Source organism: Tamlana carrageenivorans, from assembly GCF_002893765.1.
Taxonomy (GTDB): Bacteria; Bacteroidota; Bacteroidia; order Flavobacteriales; family Flavobacteriaceae; genus Pseudotamlana; species Pseudotamlana carrageenivorans.
Map to the genome: position 1 here is coordinate 1,249,443 of NZ_CP025938.1, position 20,620 is coordinate 1,270,062.

The 20,620-nt window shown below is 34.1% G+C and carries 17 protein-coding genes and 1 pseudogene; 13 read left to right on the forward strand and 5 right to left on the reverse strand.

Going from position 1 to position 20,620, the window contains the following annotated elements; all coding sequences use genetic code 11:
• The first annotated feature begins 109 nt into the window (after positions 1-109).
• From C1A40_RS05640 to C1A40_RS05650, 3 genes are all read left to right on the forward strand, one after another.
• Positions 110-643, forward strand: coding sequence for an RNA methyltransferase (locus C1A40_RS05640; RefSeq protein WP_102995043.1), 534 nt, complete (start codon positions 110-112; stop codon positions 641-643).
• Between the two features lie 41 nt (positions 644-684).
• Positions 685-1,302, forward strand: a complete 618-nt coding sequence (locus C1A40_RS05645; RefSeq protein WP_199287746.1) for a class I SAM-dependent methyltransferase — start codon at positions 685-687, stop codon at positions 1,300-1,302.
• 131 nt (positions 1,303-1,433) lie between these two features.
• Positions 1,434-2,249 (forward strand): DUF3800 domain-containing protein, encoded by an 816-nt coding sequence (locus C1A40_RS05650; protein WP_102995045.1) that lies wholly within the window; start codon positions 1,434-1,436, stop codon positions 2,247-2,249.
• 107 nt (positions 2,250-2,356) lie between these two features.
• On the opposite strand, the gene folK is transcribed toward C1A40_RS05650, so the two are convergent.
• Positions 2,357-3,487 (reverse strand): 2-amino-4-hydroxy-6-hydroxymethyldihydropteridine diphosphokinase, encoded by a 1,131-nt coding sequence (gene folK, locus C1A40_RS05655; protein WP_102995046.1) that lies wholly within the window; start codon positions 3,485-3,487, stop codon positions 2,357-2,359.
• Positions 3,488-3,559: 72 nt separating this feature from the next.
• Here folK and C1A40_RS05660 point away from each other — a divergent pair, with 72 nt between their 5' ends.
• From C1A40_RS05660 to rpsU, 4 genes are all read left to right on the forward strand, one after another.
• A complete protein-coding gene (locus C1A40_RS05660) occupies positions 3,560-4,264 on the forward strand; it encodes a queuosine precursor transporter (RefSeq protein ID WP_102995047.1) in 705 nt (234 codons plus the stop codon).
• A 120-nt stretch (positions 4,265-4,384) separates the two neighbouring features.
• Positions 4,385-7,060 carry an AsmA family protein gene (locus C1A40_RS05665; RefSeq protein WP_102995048.1) on the forward strand — a complete coding sequence of 892 codons (2,676 nt, stop codon included), beginning with the start codon at positions 4,385-4,387 and terminating at the stop codon, positions 7,058-7,060.
• Positions 7,061-7,214: 154 nt separating this feature from the next.
• The gene (locus C1A40_RS05670; RefSeq protein WP_102995049.1) at positions 7,215-8,078 is read left to right on the forward strand and encodes a sigma-70 family RNA polymerase sigma factor; all 864 of its coding nucleotides are present in this window, start codon (positions 7,215-7,217) and stop codon (positions 8,076-8,078) included.
• Positions 8,079-8,117: 39 nt separating this feature from the next.
• Positions 8,118-8,312, forward strand: coding sequence for a 30S ribosomal protein S21 (gene rpsU / locus C1A40_RS05675; protein WP_067146962.1), 195 nt, complete (start codon positions 8,118-8,120; stop codon positions 8,310-8,312).
• A 74-nt stretch (positions 8,313-8,386) separates the two neighbouring features.
• Here the strand turns inward: rpsU and C1A40_RS05680 are convergent, their stop codons facing one another.
• Positions 8,387-9,181 (reverse strand): DUF2797 domain-containing protein, encoded by a 795-nt coding sequence (locus C1A40_RS05680; RefSeq protein ID WP_102997149.1) that lies wholly within the window; start codon positions 9,179-9,181, stop codon positions 8,387-8,389.
• A gap of 43 nt (positions 9,182-9,224) precedes the next feature.
• On the opposite strand from C1A40_RS05680, the gene C1A40_RS05685 reads away from it, so the two are divergent.
• Both C1A40_RS05685 and C1A40_RS05690 read left to right on the forward strand, forming a co-directional pair.
• Complete coding sequence (locus C1A40_RS05685) at positions 9,225-10,748, forward strand: GH3 auxin-responsive promoter family protein (protein ID WP_102995050.1); 1,524 nt, start codon at positions 9,225-9,227, stop codon at positions 10,746-10,748.
• Positions 10,749-10,867: 119 nt separating this feature from the next.
• Positions 10,868-12,442 (forward strand): OmpA family protein, encoded by a 1,575-nt coding sequence (locus tag C1A40_RS05690; protein WP_102995051.1) that lies wholly within the window; start codon positions 10,868-10,870, stop codon positions 12,440-12,442.
• Positions 12,443-12,620: 178 nt separating this feature from the next.
• Here the strand turns inward: C1A40_RS05690 and pheS are convergent, their stop codons facing one another.
• On the reverse strand, positions 12,621-13,640 hold the full coding sequence (gene pheS, locus C1A40_RS05695) for a phenylalanine--tRNA ligase subunit alpha (RefSeq protein WP_102995052.1): 1,020 nt from the start codon (positions 13,638-13,640) through the stop codon (positions 12,621-12,623).
• Positions 13,641-13,867: 227 nt separating this feature from the next.
• Positions 13,868-14,224: a hypothetical protein gene (locus tag C1A40_RS05700; protein WP_102997150.1), complete on the reverse strand. Its 357-nt coding sequence runs from the start codon at positions 14,222-14,224 to the stop codon at positions 13,868-13,870.
• A 146-nt stretch (positions 14,225-14,370) separates the two neighbouring features.
• On the opposite strand from C1A40_RS05700, the gene C1A40_RS05705 reads away from it, so the two are divergent.
• The 3 genes and pseudogenes from C1A40_RS05705 (at position 14,371) to C1A40_RS05715 (ending at position 17,404) form a co-directional block, all read left to right on the forward strand.
• Positions 14,371-14,928: a CvpA family protein gene (locus tag C1A40_RS05705; RefSeq protein ID WP_102995053.1), complete on the forward strand. Its 558-nt coding sequence runs from the start codon at positions 14,371-14,373 to the stop codon at positions 14,926-14,928.
• 527 nt (positions 14,929-15,455) lie between these two features.
• Positions 15,456-16,625: pseudogene (locus C1A40_RS05710) on the forward strand (IS4 family transposase).
• 170 nt (positions 16,626-16,795) lie between these two features.
• Positions 16,796-17,404 (forward strand): DUF2490 domain-containing protein, encoded by a 609-nt coding sequence (locus C1A40_RS05715; RefSeq protein WP_158651295.1) that lies wholly within the window; start codon positions 16,796-16,798, stop codon positions 17,402-17,404.
• A gap of 131 nt (positions 17,405-17,535) precedes the next feature.
• Here C1A40_RS05715 and C1A40_RS05720 read toward each other — a convergent pair whose 3' ends face one another.
• The gene (locus tag C1A40_RS05720) at positions 17,536-19,383 is read right to left on the reverse strand and encodes a SulP family inorganic anion transporter (RefSeq protein WP_102995055.1); all 1,848 of its coding nucleotides are present in this window, start codon (positions 19,381-19,383) and stop codon (positions 17,536-17,538) included.
• A 162-nt stretch (positions 19,384-19,545) separates the two neighbouring features.
• Between C1A40_RS05720 and C1A40_RS05725 the strand changes: the two genes are divergently transcribed.
• Positions 19,546-20,424 (forward strand): IS982 family transposase, encoded by an 879-nt coding sequence (locus C1A40_RS05725; protein WP_102995056.1) that lies wholly within the window; start codon positions 19,546-19,548, stop codon positions 20,422-20,424.
• The last annotated feature ends 196 nt before the right edge of the window (positions 20,425-20,620 follow it).

Consider the following 20,620-nt stretch of genomic DNA (forward strand, 5'->3'; position numbering starts at 1 on the left):
AAAATAGATGTCAACAAATAAGATAACACCCTGCATACATCAGGTTTTAAGTGAGTTACCTTATTAAAATAGCATTTTCGCTTTCGCGGAAGAAGAAAAAGATAAAACAATGCGCAAATTAAAAAATAGTGAATTAGATCGTTTGAGTGTCGAGGACTTCAAAGAAGCTAAAAAAACACCAATTATCATTATTCTAGACAACATACGAAGCTTAAACAATATCGGATCGGTATTTCGTACCAGCGACGCGTTTTTAATTGAAAAAATTTACCTCTGCGGAATCACGGCAAAACCACCTCATAAAGATATTCATAAAACCGCACTAGGAAGCACAGAAACCGTAGCTTGGGAATATGTTGAAAACACCATCGATTTAATTGAAAAATTAAAAACTGAAGGCATCAAAGTCGCTTCAATAGAGCAGGCTGAAAACGCCACCATGTTAAATGATTTCACTGTTGAAAACAACACCAAATACGCGCTTGTTTTTGGAAATGAAGTTAAAGGTGTTTCCCAAGATGTAGTCTCAGCTAGTGATGCTATTATTGAAATTCCGCAGTTTGGCACCAAACATTCTTTAAACATATCGGTGAGTTGTGGTATTGTGGTATGGGATATTTTTAGTAAGCTGAAAGCATTGTAGTGACTAAAAAAAACAAACAACCCTGGCCCACAAAAGCCGTAATGGATCAAATTTACGAACGTCATCTTTGGGGTGGCAACGACCATGATTTTTACTCTGGTTCTGGATCCCATGATCCCGAAATCACCATACCTTATTTAAGTGCAGTCACCCATTTTTTAAAAACCCACAATAACAATTTAATCGTTTGCGACTTAGGCTGTGGCGATTTTAATATCGGTAAACAACTGTTACCTTTTACAAAGCACTATAATGCTATTGATATTGTTGAAAACCTCATCAACAGAAACAAAAAGCGTTACCCTTCAGAAAAAGTAAGTTTTCAATGTTTAGACATTTCAAAAGATGCATTACCCCCTGCCGATTGTATCATCCTAAGGCAAGTTTTACAGCACCTATCTAATACTGAAATCCACAATATTCTAAACAAACTATACGACTACAAATACATCATTTTAACCGAACACCTGCCTTCGGGAGATTTCATCCCAAATTCAGACATCATTTCTGGACAAGGCATTCGAATCAAGAAAAACAGTGGTGTTGATATTTTGGCAGCTCCTTTTCATTTTAAGGTTAAAGAAATCAAACACCTTGGTAAACAAATTTTAAATGATGGTAAGGGATGCCTAGTTACGATGCTTTTTACTTTGTTTTAAAATTAAAACCTAATCTATTGTCTTATTTTAATAAGCAATAGACATCATCAATAATATAAAATCAAATAGTTCCATACTTTAAATTCATAATTATAAGAATTTTCTTTAGTTTTAAGAGTTTAAATTAAAAAATGGGAAATAATAAGTTAATGGATTTTCATCGCTTTTTAGATGAAGCAGGTGACACCACATTTTATGGAAAAGGAAAGAAAAACATTATTGGTGAAAATGGTGTTTCAAAAGTATTTATTCTTGGCATGATAAAGGTAAAAGATCCATTAGATGAAGTACGTAATAAAATAAACCAGCTTCAACAAAAAATTACTAGTGACGAGTTTTATCACGTACCAAGCGTATTGAAGAAAATTAATAAAACCGGTTATTATCTTCATGCGACGGATGATTTACCCGAAATTAGAAAAGAAATGTTTGATTTAATGAAAACAATAAACTGTAGCTTTGAAGCTGTGGTTGGCAGAAAAGACATCGAGCGATATGAAACAAAACATAAAGGAAAGGAAGAATATTTTTATGCAGACTTACTATCACATCTACTAAAAAATAAACTTTCAAAACATGATAAACTTGTTATGCATATTTCGGAACGTGGAAAAAGCACAAAAAATCATAATTTAGAATTAGCATTCCTCAAAGCCAAACAAAGGTTCTCTAAAATTAACGGTAACAAGGAATCAAAAACCAAAGTTGTTTTTAATGTGAATTACCCAACAAAAGATCCTTTATTAAATTTAGCAGATTACTTTTGCTGGTCTATTCAGCGCGTTTTTGAAAGAGGAGAAATCAGATATTATAATCATATCAAAGACCAAATAAAATTGGTAATTGATTTATACGACACAGTAAAATATGATGGTTGGAAAAATTATTATGACAACCGCAAAAACCCCTTAACCTCTAAAAATAAAATAAGCCCACTAAAACACTAATTTTAAATTAAATTTAAAATAACGACATGGAGTCGACTTTCGTGTTTTGCAGACTTAACTAGTACAAATATACAATATTACTGTGAATTACTGAAAAATGTATTTCACTATACCCTACAAATCTCTCCTAAAACCCACAAATAATCCGATCGGTTTTCAACAAAATCGCGATGAGACACATCAATAATTTTCACATTAAAATCGGTTTGGGTTTTTAAAAATTCCAGGTAACCGGTATTTATTTTTTCCAAATAAGCATTTTCGATGTTTTGCTCGTACTCACGACCCCGCTTTTTGATGTTCTGTTGCAAACGCTCGGTGTTTTGATGCAAATACACATACAAATCAGGTTTTCGAAGCTCTTTATACATCAAATAAAACAGCTTTCTGTAAAGATTAAACTCGTCTTCCTGCAAGGTGATTTTAGAAAAAATAAGGGATTTAAACACATCATAATCACTTACAATAAAATCTTTAAATAAATCGAGCTGCGCTAAATCGTCGGAAATCTGCTGGTAACGATCGGCCAAAAAAGACATCTCTAAAGTAAAGGCATAGCGATGCGCATCTTCATAAAATTTAGGCAAGAAAGGATTATCGGCAAAACGCTCTAAAACAAGCTTGGCATTAAAATCTTCAGATATTTTAGTAGCTAAACTCGTTTTTCCCGAACCAATATTCCCTTCAATAGCAATGTAATCGTATTTTGAAGGTTGATACGCTTTACTCGGATTTTTCAACCAAATATTTAAAGGTTCTAAAACCGAATCATCATCACAATGCTGTAGCAATTCTGAAATCTCTTTTTGCAACACAGGGTGTACCACTTTTGATGCGATATCATTTAAAGGTAATAACACAAACTTGCGTTTTTGCATTTCCGGATGTGGTATTTGTAATTTCTCGGTTTGTATAACTTCAGCTTCAGCTAAAACAATATCCAAATCAATTACCCGTGCTTCATAACCATTTTTCTGGGTGCGCACCCGCCCTAATGAAATTTCAATGCCTAAAAGCAAGTCTAAAACCTTTTCAGGGCTAAATTCACTTTGCAACACCAAACAACAGTTTAAAAAATCCTCACTTTCAAATCCGAAAGCTGGCGATTTATACACCTTAGAAATAGACCATACATGCCCTATTTGCTCGAAAATAGCCTGAACAGCATCTTGCAAATTTTTAAACTTATCGCCTTTATTACTACCTAAAGCAATATAATATGTGGTTGATTTCAGCATAGAATCGACAAAATAACTAAAACAATTTTTAATACTTTATCTTTACAACAGCTATTTATTCACAATTACCTTATGACTTTAAGAGATAAACTTGCCGCCCAACGTATTTACATGCTTTTGGGTGGGTTATTTATCACCTCCTTGGTTGTTTCTAATCTTATTTTTCAGAAATTTTTTTACTGGTACCCTATTGACTTGACGTTTTTCGATACCAAATTATTCGAAATTTCAGTCGGCATTTTACCCTACCCCATCACCTTTCTTATAACCGATTTAATTAGTGAAATTTATGGTAAAAAGCGTGCCAACGATATTGTTGTGGTTGGTATATTCGCTTCCCTCTTTTCGCTTTTAATCATTTATGTATCCAGCTTGGTACCAGCAACCTCATGGTCTTACGTAGACGATAAAATGTTTAATACGGTATTTGGCAATACGTCTATCGCGGTTTTTGCCAGTATGATTACTTATTTGTTTGCTCAATTTATAGACATTCAAATTTATCACTTCTGGAAACGCATCACTCTAGGCAAATATTTATGGCTACGCAACAACTTTTCCACTTGGTTTTCGCAGTTTATCGATACGTTTACCATCGTTTTTTTACTCTGCTCTTTCGGTATTATCGACTGGCAAAATTTTAAAGGCTTAGTACTTAGCGGTTTTCTTTTTAAAGTGATTATTGCGGCTTGCGACACCCCATTTCTATACTTTGGCGTTTACCTGTTTAGAAAACGTTTCCGACTAAAAGTGAATCAAGAAATCGATTTACTATAAACCTAAGTTTGGCCATAAATACAAATAGCAATGGCGTTAACTTTTAATGTGAATAAGTCTATTTGCACGTATCAAATCCTTTAACTTTGCACTATTAACCACAACATGTTCTCACTTTTTATGAAGAAAGCACTAAAAATTTTTGGAATTATCCTCATTATAATCATCCTAGCTCTTATAGCCATTCCATATATTTTTCAAGGACGCATACAAGAGCTGGTCAAGCAGTCTATTAATCAAAACTTAAATGCCAAAGTTGAATTTAGTGATATCAACCTCAGCTTTATTCAAAATTTTCCAAAAGCAGGAATTAGTTTAAGCAATTTAGAGATCATAAATAACGCCCCCTTTAAAGACGAAACTTTAGCCATAGCTAAAAGTATTTCGTTTACCATGTCGGTTAAAGAGCTTTTTAAAAGTGACAACGAGCCCATCGTAATAAATTCAATATATATAAACGAGGCCTTAATCACTTTAAAAACAGATAAATTCGAAAATAACAACTACGATATCACTAAAGCCTCGGATAACGCTTCCGCGGAAGAAAAACCAGCCCATTTCAACTTCAGTATTAAAGATTATCAGATAAAAAATAGCGCACTTACCTACCTTGATGAGCTTTCGAAAACCACGGCTCACATCACCGAATTCAATCATGAAGGTCATGGCACCTTTACTTCTGAAGTTTCAGAATTAGACACAGATACCCATTTCAATATCAGTTTAAACATTGAAAATACCAATTATTTAAACAATAATAGCATAAAGCTTGATGCGTTAATTGATGTCGATTTAAATCAGAATAAATACACTTTCAAGGAAAACAAAGCCCAAATTAATCAGCTGCCCATACATTTTGATGGGTATGTTAAACTTCTTGACAACGGACAAGAAATCGCCATTACTTTTGAAAATCCAGAAACTGATTTTAAAAACTTTTTAGCGCTCGTTCCTGAAACCTATTCTAAAAGTATTGAACAAGTAAAAACCACAGGCGATTTTAAAATTAAAGGTATGGTTAACGGTCAGCTTACCGAAACCACTATTCCTCAATTTGACATCAGTATGGTTTCTAACCATGCCTCATTTCAGTACCCCGATTTACCAAAAGGTGTTAAAAATATAAGTATTGATGCCCTTATAAAAAATACCACTGGGCAAACAGATGATACCTATTTAGACTTAAACACCTTAAATTTCACTATTGATCGTGATGTTTTTGAAGCAGCGGCACATGTAAAAAACCTCACCAAAAACATGTTGGTTGACGCCCAGGTGCATGGTGTTTTAAACCTAGCTAACATATCCAAAGTATATCCTGTAGACCTATACCATAAACTTAGCGGTATTTTAAAAGCTCAAATAAATACAGCTTTCGACATGAATGCCATTGAAACCAACGCTTACGAGCGTGTTAAAAGTAATGGTTCGGCAAGCCTTTCTGGTTTTACCTTCTACTCGGAAGACTTACTAAATCCCCTCGAAATTAGTCAAGCGCAATTAACTTTTAATCCAGGAACCGTAACCTTAAACACTTTCGAAGCCAAAACAGGATCTAGCGATTTAAAAGCCTCAGGAACTATTAATAATTTATTAGGTTTCTTATTTAGCAATACCACTTTAAAAGGCCAATTTGATATGAATTCTAACCTTTTTAAAGTGGGCGATTTTATGACTGAAACGGAAGAAGATGAACCTACCAAAGAAACCACTACAAATCCTAACACTGAAAGCTTAAAAATACCAGCCTTTTTAGACTGTACCATAAATGCCAAGGCCAAAACAGTGATTTACGACAATTTAAACCTTAAAAATGTTTCGGGTACGCTACTGGTAAAGGATCAAAAAGCTACCTTACAAAATTTAAGCTCGAATATATTTGACGGTCAATTAATGCTTTCGGGTGAAGTCTCAACAAAAGCTGAAACCCCTACATTTAACGTAAAACTAGATGCCAGTAAATTTGATATCGCCCAGTCTTTTAAAGGCTTAGAATTACTTCAAAATTTAGCACCCGTTATTAAGTTATTTGACGGTAAATTAAACAGTAAAATTGCCATTTCAGGAAACTTAAACAAAGAATTCACACCCGATTTAAACAGTGTTTCTGGTAGCGCTTTCGCGGAATTACAAAGCACTAAAATGATCAATGATCAAAGTGCATTGATTAGCAAGCTGGATGAAAGCATAGACTTTATCGATTTTGAAGCTATCAATTTAAACGATTTAAAAACCCATTTGGAATTTGCCAATGGTAAAGTAAGCGTGTCCCCTTTCACTTTAAAATATAAAGATATCGACATCAATATTTCTGGCGCCCACGGCTTTAACAATACGGTCGATTATAACATGGTTTTTAATGTGCCTGCAAAATATTTAGGCAGCGACATTAACCGTTTAATAGGAAAAATTGACGACCCTAAAGTAAACAATATCAGTATTCCTGTAACAGCAAACATCACTGGAAATTACAAGAATCCTGATGTAAAAACAGATATAACCAGCAGTGTAAAAAACTTGAGCAATCAGCTTTTAGAAATTCAAAAAGAAAAACTTTTAAACCACGGAAAAGCACAAATTAATAACCTTATTGGCGATGTTATTGGGAGCAATAAAGCAAAATCAGATTCCATTAAAACGGAACAAAATAATGCCGTACAAAAAACTTTAAACGACATTATAAAGTCTAAAAAAACCACAGACAGCGCTTCGAATAATAATAGCCCCTCCGAAAAGCTTATAAAAAATACGCTCAACGGAATTTTTGGAAAGAAAAAAGAGCAAGACAGTCTTTAGAAAATCACTAGAAAGTTCAAAATCCTTCAAAAAACACTAAAACAGCACGATTTTAATACTTTTTAAAGGATTTTAAGCCCAAACAGCCGATTTTTTAGGTTTTTCGACTTAAAAAGCTTATGTTATTGGTTCGACATAATCTTAAAAAATCTGTATGAGGCAATTAAAAATTACGAAGCAAGTTACCAACCGAGAATCCAAATCATTAGACAAATACCTTCAAGACATTAGTAAAATCCCGTTAATTACCGCCGAAGAAGAGGTGGATTTAGCACAAAAAATCAAAAAAGGCGATCAAAAAGCTTTGGACACCCTCACAACGGCAAATTTACGTTTTGTAGTTTCAGTTTCTAAACAGTATCAAAATCAAGGTTTAACACTACCCGATTTAATCAACGAAGGCAACGCTGGCCTAGTAAAAGCGGCGAAACGCTTTGATGAAACTCGAGGTTTCAAATTCATTTCATATGCGGTTTGGTGGATTCGACAAGCAATTCTTCAAGCTTTAGCACAACAATCTCGAATAGTTAGATTACCTTTGAACAAAATTGGTTCTATAAATAAAATTAATAAGGCTTATTCATTTTTAGAACAAACCCATGAACGAGCGCCTAGCGCTCAAGAGATTGCAACCACATTAGACCTTACGGTTAACGATGTGAAACAATCCATGAAAGCCTCTGGAAGACATGTATCTATGGATGCACCTCTATTAGATGGCGAAACGTTTAGTCTGTATGACGTTGTAAAATCGAATGATTCCAACGCACCCGACTCTGATTTGCTTAAAGAATCTTTAAACGCCGAAGTGAACCGCGCTTTAGAAACGCTTTCAGACAAAGAAGCTCAGGTGATACGCTACTATTACGGTATTAGTGTTAAGCAACCTAAAAGCCTAGAGGAAATTGGTGTCGATTTTGGCATCACCAGAGAACGGGTTAGACAAATAAAAGAACGTGGCATTCGCAGATTACGCCACGCATCGAAATGTAGAGTACTTAAAACGTATTTAGGGTAATTTCTAAATATTAAAATTATAATTTATTAAAAACAAGTTATGTTAAAAATCATTGTAAAAGACGGCGAAAACATAGAGCGCGCCTTAAAACGCTATAAGAGAAAACACAGAAACATTAAAGTAATGCAAAACTTAAGAGACGGACAATTCTTTACAAAACCATCTGTAAAAAGACGTCGTCAAGTTCAAAAAGCAGCTTATATCCAAAATTTAAGAGACCAACAAGAAATATAAGTCTCATTATAAATAATTATCATAAAACCCATTTACATCGTTTTTGTAAATGGGTTTTAGGTTTTGTAGTTACCTTAATGTACAGCAATTTGAACAACTAGGCCTTCATTAGAACGTACATTAAAAACGGTATCATCTTCAAAAATAAGATACTGCCCTTTTATACCCACCAATTTCCCAGTATACCGAAGCGTCTTTTTAAGGTTTAGACTTTTAGGTTTTTCAGGATATTTAATCACCGGAAAATCAATATGAGTTTCTGTTTTATTATCTATAAAATAGGGTTTAACTTCCTCGGGAATATACTCGGCTAAACGACCTCTCCAACTTGCTAAATTTTCATCTTCGATATCATTTTTAAGCATTTTTCGCCAGTTCGTTTTATCGGCCACATGGTCTTTTAAGGCCACCTCGGTAATCCCTGCTAAATAACGGTTTGGCACCTCAACAATTTCAATAGCTTCATGGGCACCTTGATCAATCCAACGCGTAGGTACTTGGGTTTTTCTAGTAACCCCAACTTTCACATTGCTAGAGTTAGCCAAATACACAATATGAGGTTTTAATTGTACCGATTTCTCATATTCCAAATCGCGATCCTCCTGATCCAGATGTGCGGTACTTAATTCGGGGTGCATGATCCAATCGGCCGCCTGTGGTACCTCAAAAAAACAGGATTTACAATAGCCTTGACGGAAAATAGGACGATCCAAACCACAGTTTAAACATTGGTATTTTACAAAAGTCATTTCAATAGTTTTATCTAACAACTGATTGATATTTAAAAAATCAGATTCAAACACCAAATAATATTGAATGGGACTTGAAAATTCGGTTTCCATTTTTGTTAAAACACCTTGGTAGGTCATAAAAAAAAGTATTATTTTTAAAAAATTAAAGATAAAATAAATTATGTCAATACCCATAGTTAATTCGATTGCATCTTGGTTTTTAAAAAAGCGTTTTCATCAAATTGAATTGTTTTTAAAATACCCAAATGAGGTTCAAAACGAATTGCTAATGAACCTGATTCAGTTTGCTAAAGACACTGAAATTGGAAAAACACATGATTTCGCTTCCATAAAAAACTACAAAACTTTTGCCGAGCGTGTGCCTATTAAAAATTACGACGGTTGGCAAGATGTTATCGAACGCTCTAGAAATGGTGAAAACAATATTTTCTGGCCCACGCCCATAAAATGGTTCGCAAAATCTAGTGGCACCACACGAGCAAAAAGTAAATTTATTCCCGTTAGTGAAGAATCGCTTGAAGATTGTCATTACGCCGCAAGCAAAGATTTGTTGTGTATGTATTTAAACAACAATGAAGACTCACAATTATTTAGAGGCAAAAGTTTACGACTAGGCGGCAGCAAACAGTTGTACAAAGAAAACGGCACCGTATTTGGCGATTTATCGGCCATTCTTATAGACAATATGCCTTTTTGGGCCGAATTTAGCAGCACCCCAAGCAACAAAGTGTCCCTTATGAGCGACTGGGAGTACAAAATGCAAGCCATAGTAGACGAAACCCGACATGAAAATGTTACCAGTTTAGCCGGCGTACCCTCTTGGATGTTAGTACTTTTAAACCATGTTTTAGAAACAACTGGCAAAAAGAACTTGCATGAGGTATGGCCAAATCTTGAGGTGTATTTTCATGGTGGTGTTAGTTTTACACCTTATACCGATCAATACAAAAATATTCTTCCAGATTCCGGGTTTAAATATTACGAAATCTATAATGCCTCTGAAGGCTTTTTTGCAATTCAAGACCAGAATAATTCGAAAGATCTCTTACTCATGCTGGATTATGGTATTTTTTATGAGTTCATCCCAATGGATATTTACGCCACATCCGAAGAAAAAGCCATTCCTCTTAGTGATGTAGAACTTCATAAAAATTACGCGGTTATTATCACCACCAATGCCGGGCTATGGCGTTATAAAATTGGAGATACCGTAAGATTTACTTCCTTAAATCCCTATCGCATTCGTGTATCGGGAAGAACAAAACACCACATCAATGTTTTTGGTGAAGAACTCATTATTGAAAATGCCGAAGATGCCTTAAAAACAGTTTGCAATGCCACACATTCGGAAATTGTAGATTATACAGCCGCACCAATTTTTATGGAAGGTAAAGAAAAAGGGGCCCACGAATGGTTAATTGAATTTAAAACACCACCAACAGATATCCATTATTTTAGTGAGTTACTCGACCGTACTTTAAAAACGCTAAATTCCGATTACGAAGCCAAACGTTACAACAATATAACCTTAAATCAACCTAAAGTAAACATCGCTCGTAAAAACCTTTTTTACGATTGGCTGAAACAAAATAATAAGCTGGGCGGACAACACAAAATCCCAAGACTCTCGAACACAAGAGAATACATTGATGAGCTCTTAGTTCTAAACCTTCAATATGTGTAGGTTTTTTCTTATTTAGTAAAACACACAACGTTTTATACGGCCTTTAATCTATATGTTATTATAATAACATCATAGTGGGTTATATTTACAAGAGAGCACAAATACTTAACCTTTATACTATGAAAACGACACTTTGTTTTCTCTTGTTTTTTGTAACACAAATTGTTCTTTCCCAGGACATAAATAATACTGCAACACAAAACACAGATTCTTCGACTTACATTGGTGAAAACGGATTTCATTTTGAAATTTCACCTACCTATTCGAATTCTGAATTTTCAGATATTGGATCTGGATTTTTCAGGAAGAAATTTATCATGGTTTCTGCTAAAAGGGTTGGAGGATTATCTAAAATTGACCCAAATACCAATGAAGCCTATAAAGATTTATACTGTTTAGATATCGATAACCATACTGGATTAATAAGCCGACCACTGTCATACTCTCGAATATTAAACACCCATTTTAGTGAAGATCAAATTAGCTTTTCAAAAAATGAACAAACGGCATATTACACAAGGAGTTCAAACGAAAACTCTTTAGAGTATAAAATTTATAAGTCTGATTTAGAAGAAAACTCAAATGGAAACTGGATTAATCACATCACTTTAAGCATTAATAAACCTGGTGTATCTATTGAAACACCTTTTGTAAATCATGCTGGTGATAAGCTCTATTTTGCCGCCAACTATCCAGATGGTTACGGTGGTTTTGATTTATATGTATCGGACATTAAACCAGATGGCACCTTAGACACGCCTAAAAATTTAGGTAGTAAAGTAAATACGGCCAAAGATGAAAAATACCCTGCATTATCTCTAGAGGACAATTACTTATTTTTTGCTTCCAAAGGCCATAAAAATTTAGGAGGCTATGATCTTTTTAGAAGTAAAATATCCAACAGAGGCATAAAAGACCCTAGAAATTTAGGAACCACTATCAATACTGATGATGATGATATTGCCTTTTTTATGGCCAACAAAAGTCGCGGTTATATGACTTCCAATAAACCTAATAGCATAGGAAGTTATGATGTTTATATCGTTAATATTTTTGAAGTCACACAATCCTTAACAGGAACAGTTTTAGATGCGGAAACCAAAATAAAACTCCCTAATGCACAACTCACATTATATGATGATGACGGGCTAGAAATTTCCAAAACCATAAGTGCTGCCGATGGCTCTTATAAATTTGCTGTGGAACCTTTTACAGATTATAGCATCACTACAGTAAAAGATGGTTTTATGAGCTCTCAAGAGCTTTTTACTTCCGATAAACCTTTAGATAAATATGTCTATAAAAAAGACATCCCTTTACAAACCATTGCGCCAATTATAAAGGACTCCAAAATTATGGTGGAAAACATCTATTTTGATTTCGATAAATGGAACATTAAAGAAGAATCGTATGTCACTTTAAATAAAGTCGTAAAAATACTTAACGACAATCCGGATATGAAGCTTTCAATTAATGCCCACACCGACAATAAAGGTAGTGATGCTTACAACTTAAACTTATCTAAAAAGCGAGCACAATCGACCGTAGCCTATTTAATTAGCAAAAACATTGACAAAAACCGATTAGAATCTCATGGTTTTGGCGAATCTCAGCCTATTATCGATTGTAAAGACCACTGCTCGAAAGAAGATCTACAAGCTAATAGGCGTATTGAGTTTGTAATTCTAAACTAAATTCTTAAGTTTATAAATCAAAAAAAAACAGACCATTTAAAAAAGTTACGTTCTATGCTATAATGCGTATCTCCAAAGATCTCAATACATTCATAAAACTATTTGCTATTTGACAAGCTTAGCCTGACAACTACCAAATAAGATTTTTTAATGGTCTATTCTATATAAAAACCGTTAGCTACAGCGCACTTTTAAATTGCTCCAAGAAACGTACATCATTCTCACTTAACAACCTAATATCTCCTATTTGGTGTAATAGCATAGCAATACGATCAATCCCTACACCAAAAGCAAAACCTGAATATTCGTTAGTATCGATATTACAATTTTCTAATACATTAGGATCTACCATACCACAACCCCCAATTTCTAACCAGCCCGTTCCTTTAGTGATTTTATAATCGGTTTCGGTTTCCAATCCCCAATACACATCAATTTCAGCACTTGGTTCTGTAAACGGAAAGTAAGAAGGACGTAAACGAATTTTACTCTTGCCAAACATTTCTGTAGTGAAATGTTGAAGTGTTTGCTTTAAATCGGCAAAACTCACATCCTTATCAATGTATAAACCTTCCACCTGATGGAAAAAACAGTGTGAACGTGCCGAAATAGCTTCATTTCTATACACGCGTCCAGGCGAAATGGTTCGAATTGGCGGTTTATTATTTTCCATATAACGCACCTGTACCGAACTGGTATGCGTACGCAATAAAATATCTGGATTGGTTTGAATAAAAAAGGTATCCTGCATATCACGTGCTGGATGATACTCTGGCAAGTTTAAGGCCGTAAAGTTATGCCAATCATCTTCAATTTCTGGTCCCTCACTAACGTTAAACCCAATACGTGAAAATATGTCTATAATTTGATTTTTAACAATAGAAATAGGATGACGTGCACCAATATGAATAGGCTCACCTGGGCGCGATAAATCGCCATATACTCCCTTAACTTCTTCGGTGCTCTCCAGAGTTTCCTTTAAAGCGTTTACTTTATCTTCAGCCGTTTTTTTAAGTTTATTTATGGTTTGTCCAAACTCCTTTTTCTGGTCGTTTGCTACATTTTTAAATTCGGCAAAAAAGTCATTTAACAAACCTTTCTTTCCTAAGTATTTAATACGGAATGCTTCAACCTCTTCTTTGGTTTTTGCTTCAAAAGCTTCTGCTTCAGCAATTAGGTCTTTTATTTTATCTATCATATCGTCATTTCAAAAATGAACGCAAATTTACTACTTTTTCGCGATTTGCGTTAGGGATTACGCATTGCTTTTTAATTTTTATCATATGAAAATCGTGAATGCAGAGCATTTTAAGAGGAAATCCTTTTTAAGCGTTCTCAATAAAAAAATTGGAAAAAAAAGTACAACCTCCCGATAGTTATCGAAAAGCTAACCTGCTAACTAGCAGGCAGACGCCCAATATTTGTTCAATTGATATATTCTGTTTCTAAAAAATAATTAACAATAGCCTCTTTCATTAACACGCTTTGCTCTCCAGCCTTTAAGTGCGGAAGGTTTTCAAGAACTTTATAATGAGGCCAACCTTCGTCATCCACAAAATCAAGTTCATAATACCCGTAAGGGGTAAGTAATTTACAAATAGCAATATGCATTAAATCGAGCTTTTGATCTTTTTTAAAAGTACGATCAAGCTGCCCCAATTCTTGTATGCCAATTAAATAAATGATCGCATCGAGATCTAAAGGGTCTCCATCGGCAAATTGATCAGACAGTTTTGTAACTACCACATTCCATCGCTCCTTTAATTGTTCATCTCTTGACATGTTTGTTGTTATTTTAACGAGGCTTAAATAAACACTAAGCGCTACCATGATTTTGCTGCCAAAGTTAAGCAATGGCTTGAATACTTGAGTTCTTCTACCTTAAAAAGGGCAGAAATTATTTTATATTTACAAAAATATTAACATTTATGGGCGTTATTGATATTGTTTTAGGAGCTTTAATCTTGTTTGGATTGGTTCGCGGATTTATGAAAGGACTTTTCGTAGAAGTGGCTTCACTAATCGCATTAATCGCAGGAGTTTATGGCGCGATTCACTTTAGCAATTATGCTGCCGATTACTTAAAAACATTAACCAGCTGGGAGGAAAACACCATCACTATTTGTGCCTTTGCCATCACTTTTATTGTTATCGTTCTGGCTATTGCTCTTGCAGGAAAAGCCCTCACAAAGTTAGCCAATTTCGCTGCTTTAGGCATTTTAAATAAATTATTAGGAGGGGTATTTGGAGCCTTAAAAATCGCATTAATACTTAGTGTTATACTAAATATATTTGACCGCATGAATAACCCGATCACTTTTCTTGATAAAGCAACAGTTGAAGATTCCCTATTATACGAGCCCGTAAAATCCATGGTGCCACTCATATACCCCAGCATTATGGCGGAAACTGAAAAGCAGGATAAAAACGAAACAACAGATGAAAGTCCGAATAAAAAATCTTCCTTTCTTAACAATGAAGCTTAGGTTATTCAAAAAACGAACCTTTTTGTCTCTCATACATACATTTTAAAGTTCTTAACATAAACTTTTCAGGAATTAATTATGGCATAATACCCATATGCTTCATTATATATGTGTGTTTTGTTTTTGTATCTCTAGAAACTCAAGTCATTTCAGTAACCTGTTTCAAAGCCTTTTGTATTAAAACTATGTCGTCAAAATAATAAAACACAGGAGGAATTTCAAACCTTGAGCTTTATAAATTCATTGTTATTGAAAGCGCTCATTAAGAAAACCAGAATAATTAATTTTGACTGAAAACATAGCAGTCATTCGAGGCTTTCTGAAAAGCAATATAAATTGATTTGTTAAGTTGAACATATTGAAGTCAATTTTGATTACTAATCAGTTAAAAATATGATGAAAAGTTGAAAGCTAGCTAATATTTTAAGAATAAAAATCAATAGCGTCCAAAACGCTTAAAAAGAGAAAGGGATTTTGTATCTCAAAATATTATTTTTGAGTTGCACAACAAAAAACAACCTTTCTCCATGACAAATATAACATTGTTCTCTCAGATAATCTCCAAATTAGACCGTTCTAGTTTTTCTAAACTTGTAAAAGCCAAGGGAATAGATAAACATCAAAAAGGATTTAATAGTTGGACACATTTAGTCTCCATGTTGTTTTGTCAATTTGCAAAAAGTCAATCCGTCCGAGATATAAGTAATGGACTTCGCTCTGCCACAGGAAACCTTAATCATTTAGGCATACAGAAAGCACCTTCTAAATCAACGATAAGCTATCAAAACAAACATCGAGACTGGACGCTTTATCGAGATTACTACTATGTTCTTTTAAAAAGTTTTGGACAGCACCCTCACTTAAAACGTGTTAAATTCAAAATTAAATCCAAGATATTTCTATTAGATTCTACAACGATAAGTCTATGTTTAAGTCTCTTTGATTGGGCAAAATACAAAACCCACAAAGGAGCTGTAAAAATGCACACCTTGCTTGATTATGATGGTAATTTACCGCACTTTGTAAATATTAGCGATGGTAAAACAGCAGATAATAAAGGAGCTTACGATATTCCTTTGATTAGCCGTTCGGTTATTGTCGCAGATCGATTTTATAATGATTTTTCGTTACTTAACGTTTGGGACAGCAACCAAGTGTTTTTTGTAATTAGGCACAAAGAAAACATCCAATTTAAGAGTATTAAAGAAAAAGAATTGCCAGAAAATAGACATCATCATGTTTTAAAAGATGAAATCATTGAGCTAACAGGGGCTAAATCAAAAACAAAATACCCAAAGAAGCTACGTAGAATAGCTGTATGGGACGATAAAAATAACCAGGAAATAGAACTTATTACCAACCAAATGTCTTAGACAGCAAACACAATTAGCCAACTCTACAAAGCTAGATGGGATATTGAGATATTCTTTAGAGACATCAAACAACAGCTACATATTAAATCGTTTATAGGAACTTCTGAAAATGCCGTAATGATACAAATATGGACGGCTCTTATTACTATACTCATCCTAAAAGCCTTAAAACCAAATGCAAAATATAATTGGTACTTGTCCAATTTAGTAGCTTTTATAAGACTTAACCTTTTTGTCAAAGTGGATTTGCAAAAATGGATTGATAGCCCTTTTAACGAGCGGCCTCCCCCCAAACAAAATTATACACAAGGGGTTCTTTTTTGAAAAAGATAAAAAACATGGCTAATTACCAGTAAAATCGTTGACTTTTGATTAGATCAAAAATGTTTAGGACAGGATTGAATAAAAATGATTAAATTACTGGTTATATGTTGTGGCACAGATTTCGATTTTATTTAGCCGTAATTCTTGAAATATTTTTAACTAAAAATTCCATGGCTCAGACTGAATTTTTTGGAGAATTTGGAGTACACAAAACTTTTAAGATTAAGGAGTTGTGGGTAATTAATATAGAAAGTAATTATAAACACGCATACCAACTTACCAAATGGCGACGAATAGGTTTAAGCGGGGGAATATCAAGGCATTTTGGCAAACATGTAACACTTCTTTTTGGTATTTCTAACAATTATAGGTTCGATCCTAAACTGGGAGATTTTTACGAGTTAAGCCCTGCACTAGGTGCAGACTTTAAACTACCCATTACATCTAACCTAGCAATTAGTCAACGCAGTAAGGTTGAATCTAAAAATTTCTTTATTTCAAAACACGTCCACTATTTTAGAGCACGTTTAAGAATAGAACTCGCTTACAAATTTAATAACCCAAACTGGAGTATGAATACAGGATATGAATGGTACTTCTTAAAAAACCCAATAAACAATGAGAGATTTCCTAGTTCGCGTGAATTTAATTTAACCATAAAAAAGAAGATACGAAATGGCCACGCCTTAGGTTTAACATATTTAAGGAATGTCTTTTTACCACATAGCGACAATGTTGGCGTAAATGGTAATACCATTTCATTATGGTATGAATTTTAATTTCATGGTTAGATTAATTCAGAAATTAAGTGACGCTTATTACCTGTAAGCAGCAAATAAAATTATCGGCTGGTTTGAGATCACTTAAAAATCCTTCCCGCTTTAGTAATGTTCCTTGAGTCGCCCTAGAGTTAATCTTTTTGCAACCATCGCATACACTTTTTAAAATCCTTAAAAATATGTGCTTTAGGAATTAATTGCGGAATGATACCTATACGTTCCATCATATATTTGGGCTGTTTTTGTATATCTACAAACAACACTAAAACACCTCTTTTATTTAAATCTTGAAGCATATCCTCCATAGCATACAAGCCCGATTGATCCATATATTGCATTCGACCTAAACGGATTATTACTTTAGTCGCAGAATTTGGTATTTGAGATATTAGTTGCTGAAAATCGCTAGTACTACCAAAAAACAAGGGCCCTTTTATGTGTTTAATAAAAACGTCTTCTTTTAAATGTTCAGGAAAATGAACCTCATCGCCCCAGGCTTCTTCTTTAAGTGGTTTTAAATCGGAACGTTCGGCAGTTAAATCGCCAATTTTTTTCATAAACATTAAGGAAGCTATAATGAGCCCAATACCAACCGCATATACCAAATTCCAAAATGTTGATAGTATGAGTACAACAAACATGATAATCACTTCAGAACTTACTCTTAAAGGTCCGAATTTGGTATCCCTCGGTAAGCTAGGAATGGCTTTCAACCCTTTAAAATCCATCACACCAATACCAACAGTAATTAAAATACCGGCCAATACAGCCGCTGGAATTCTAGAAGCCACCGGACCAAGACCTAGTAAAATTACAAGAAGAACCAAACTAGAAATCATACCTGAAAGTTTCGTTTTTCCTCCCGAAGAAATATTTACAACCGTTCTAATTGTAGCGCCAGCGCCAGGAATGCCACCAAAAACAGCCGCGATACTATTACCAATACCTTGACCAATTAACTCTTTATTAGGTAAATGTTTGGTTTTAGTCATATTATCGGCTACCACACTGGTGAGCAACGAATCTATAGCCCCTAAAAGCGCTAAGGTAAGGGCTGTAAAAATATAAGGTGTAAGATTAGGAAAACTAAAGGTTGTAAAAATTTCTAAATTGGGAATGGGTAAGCCTTTAGGGATGGTTTCTATAGGGCGATAATCCAAACCGAATATAACAGCAATACTAGTCATGATAACAAGGGCCACTAAAGTACTTGGAAGCGCTGTGGTTATTCGTTTAAATCCATAAATAATAAAAATGGTTCCAAAAGCCAAAATGAGTTCCAACCAATCCACATTATTAATGGCTCTGGGTAGTGCTTTTATCGCCCCTAAAGCACCCGATGTTTTTTTTGAAGCCAGGGTTTGAGATTCAACCAAAATATCGTGAGGTGTTACTGTTGACGATCGCTCGATGGTAATTTTAAAATCTTCAAGAACTAAAATACCTTCTCCCGCTTCTTCTTTTAATATGTTTTCAAGGATAATTTCTTCGGCATGCGGTTTAAAGCGTTCCACAAACTCATCATCTTCTTTGGGATAATACCCTAAAGACGGTAATATTTGAGTAAGTATAATTATAACTCCAATAGCGGTCATGAATCCTGACACAACAGGATAAGGTATATACCGAATATACCGTCCAAGACCCATAACGCCTAACCCAATTTGCATAAAACCAGAAAGCAAAAAAACACTTAAAATTATTGGCAATGCCTTAGACACATTACCATCGTTAGTAGCAATAATACCGGCAATAACCACCATACTAACGGCTGTCATAGGAGCGGTGGGGCCGGAAATTTGAGTATTAGTACCTCCAAATAGAGCCGCAAAGAAACTAATAAAAATCGCACCATAAAGCCCGGCTGTAGGACCAAGACCAGACGACACTCCAAAAGCTAAAGCCAAAGGAAGTGCTACAATTCCAGCAGTTATTCCTCCGAATGCATCACCCTTAATATTTGAAAACAGATGCTTCATATTCTAAATATAATTAAGAATTAACAAGGCACAAAACAAAAACTAAGAATACAACAATATAAAAACTTAATAATTAAACCCGTTGTGCATTATGATTTAAAAGAAAAAAGTTGTTCATCTTACTGAAAATCAGTAAATTGATTTAACTACAAATCATTAATAATGAACAACTTGAGTGCAAATTACGAAAGAATATTGGAAGTATTAAGAAAAATATCGAAAGAACAACTTTTAAGTTATCAAAGACGACAACCAAAGCTTAGTGATTTAGAACTTATCAGTTTGAGTCTTACTGCCGAATTTATGGGAATAGATAGTGAAAATGACCTTTTTAGAAAACTTCCAGATTCCCTATTATCAAAAATAGAGAGAAGTGTCTACAATAGAAGAAGACGAAAACTAGTTAATAAGCTCAATAGTATCAGGTTAAGCTTAGCTTCCCATTTTAATGAATTTGAAGATTATTTTGTAGTAGATAGTATGCCTTTAGAAGTTTGTAAATTATCACGCAGTTCTCGTTCAAAGATTTGTAAAGAAAACACTTATGCATTTCCAGATAAAGGTTATTGTGCAGCTCAAAGTTCTAATTATTACAGTTATAAACTGCACGCTGTTTGTTCTGTAAATGGTGTCTTTCAAAGTATCGATTTGAGTCCAGCATCTGTACACGATATTAATTATCTTAAAGATATTAAGATGCAAATAAGCGATTGTACATTAATTGGTGATAAAGGCTATTTATCAACAGAAATACAGCTTAACTTATTTGAAACCTGTAATATAACGCTAAATACACCTATGAGAAGCAATCAAAAAAATTACAAAGTACAGCCTTATGTATTTAGAAAAAAGAGGAAAAGGATAGAAACATTATTTTCACAACTTTGTGACCAATTTATGATAAGACGCAATTATGCTAAAACTTTTGAAGGTTTTAAAACAAGAATCGTAGCTAAGATAACTGCTTTAACAACTATTCAGTATATCAATAAGTTTATTTTTGGGAGAAACATTAATAATATTAAAATTAGCATTATTTAAAATGCACAACGGGTTAATTAAATGTTTAATGGTATTTAAAACAAAAAAATAGGCTATCTGAAAAGTGTCATTGAATTTTCATACAGCCTATTTAGTTAGCGCTGCTATTAAAAGAATTAATAGAAACTAATTATTATGATTAAGCAGATTAATAAAGACACTATCCCGTAAAGTGTGTAAGTTATAAATCGAGGGT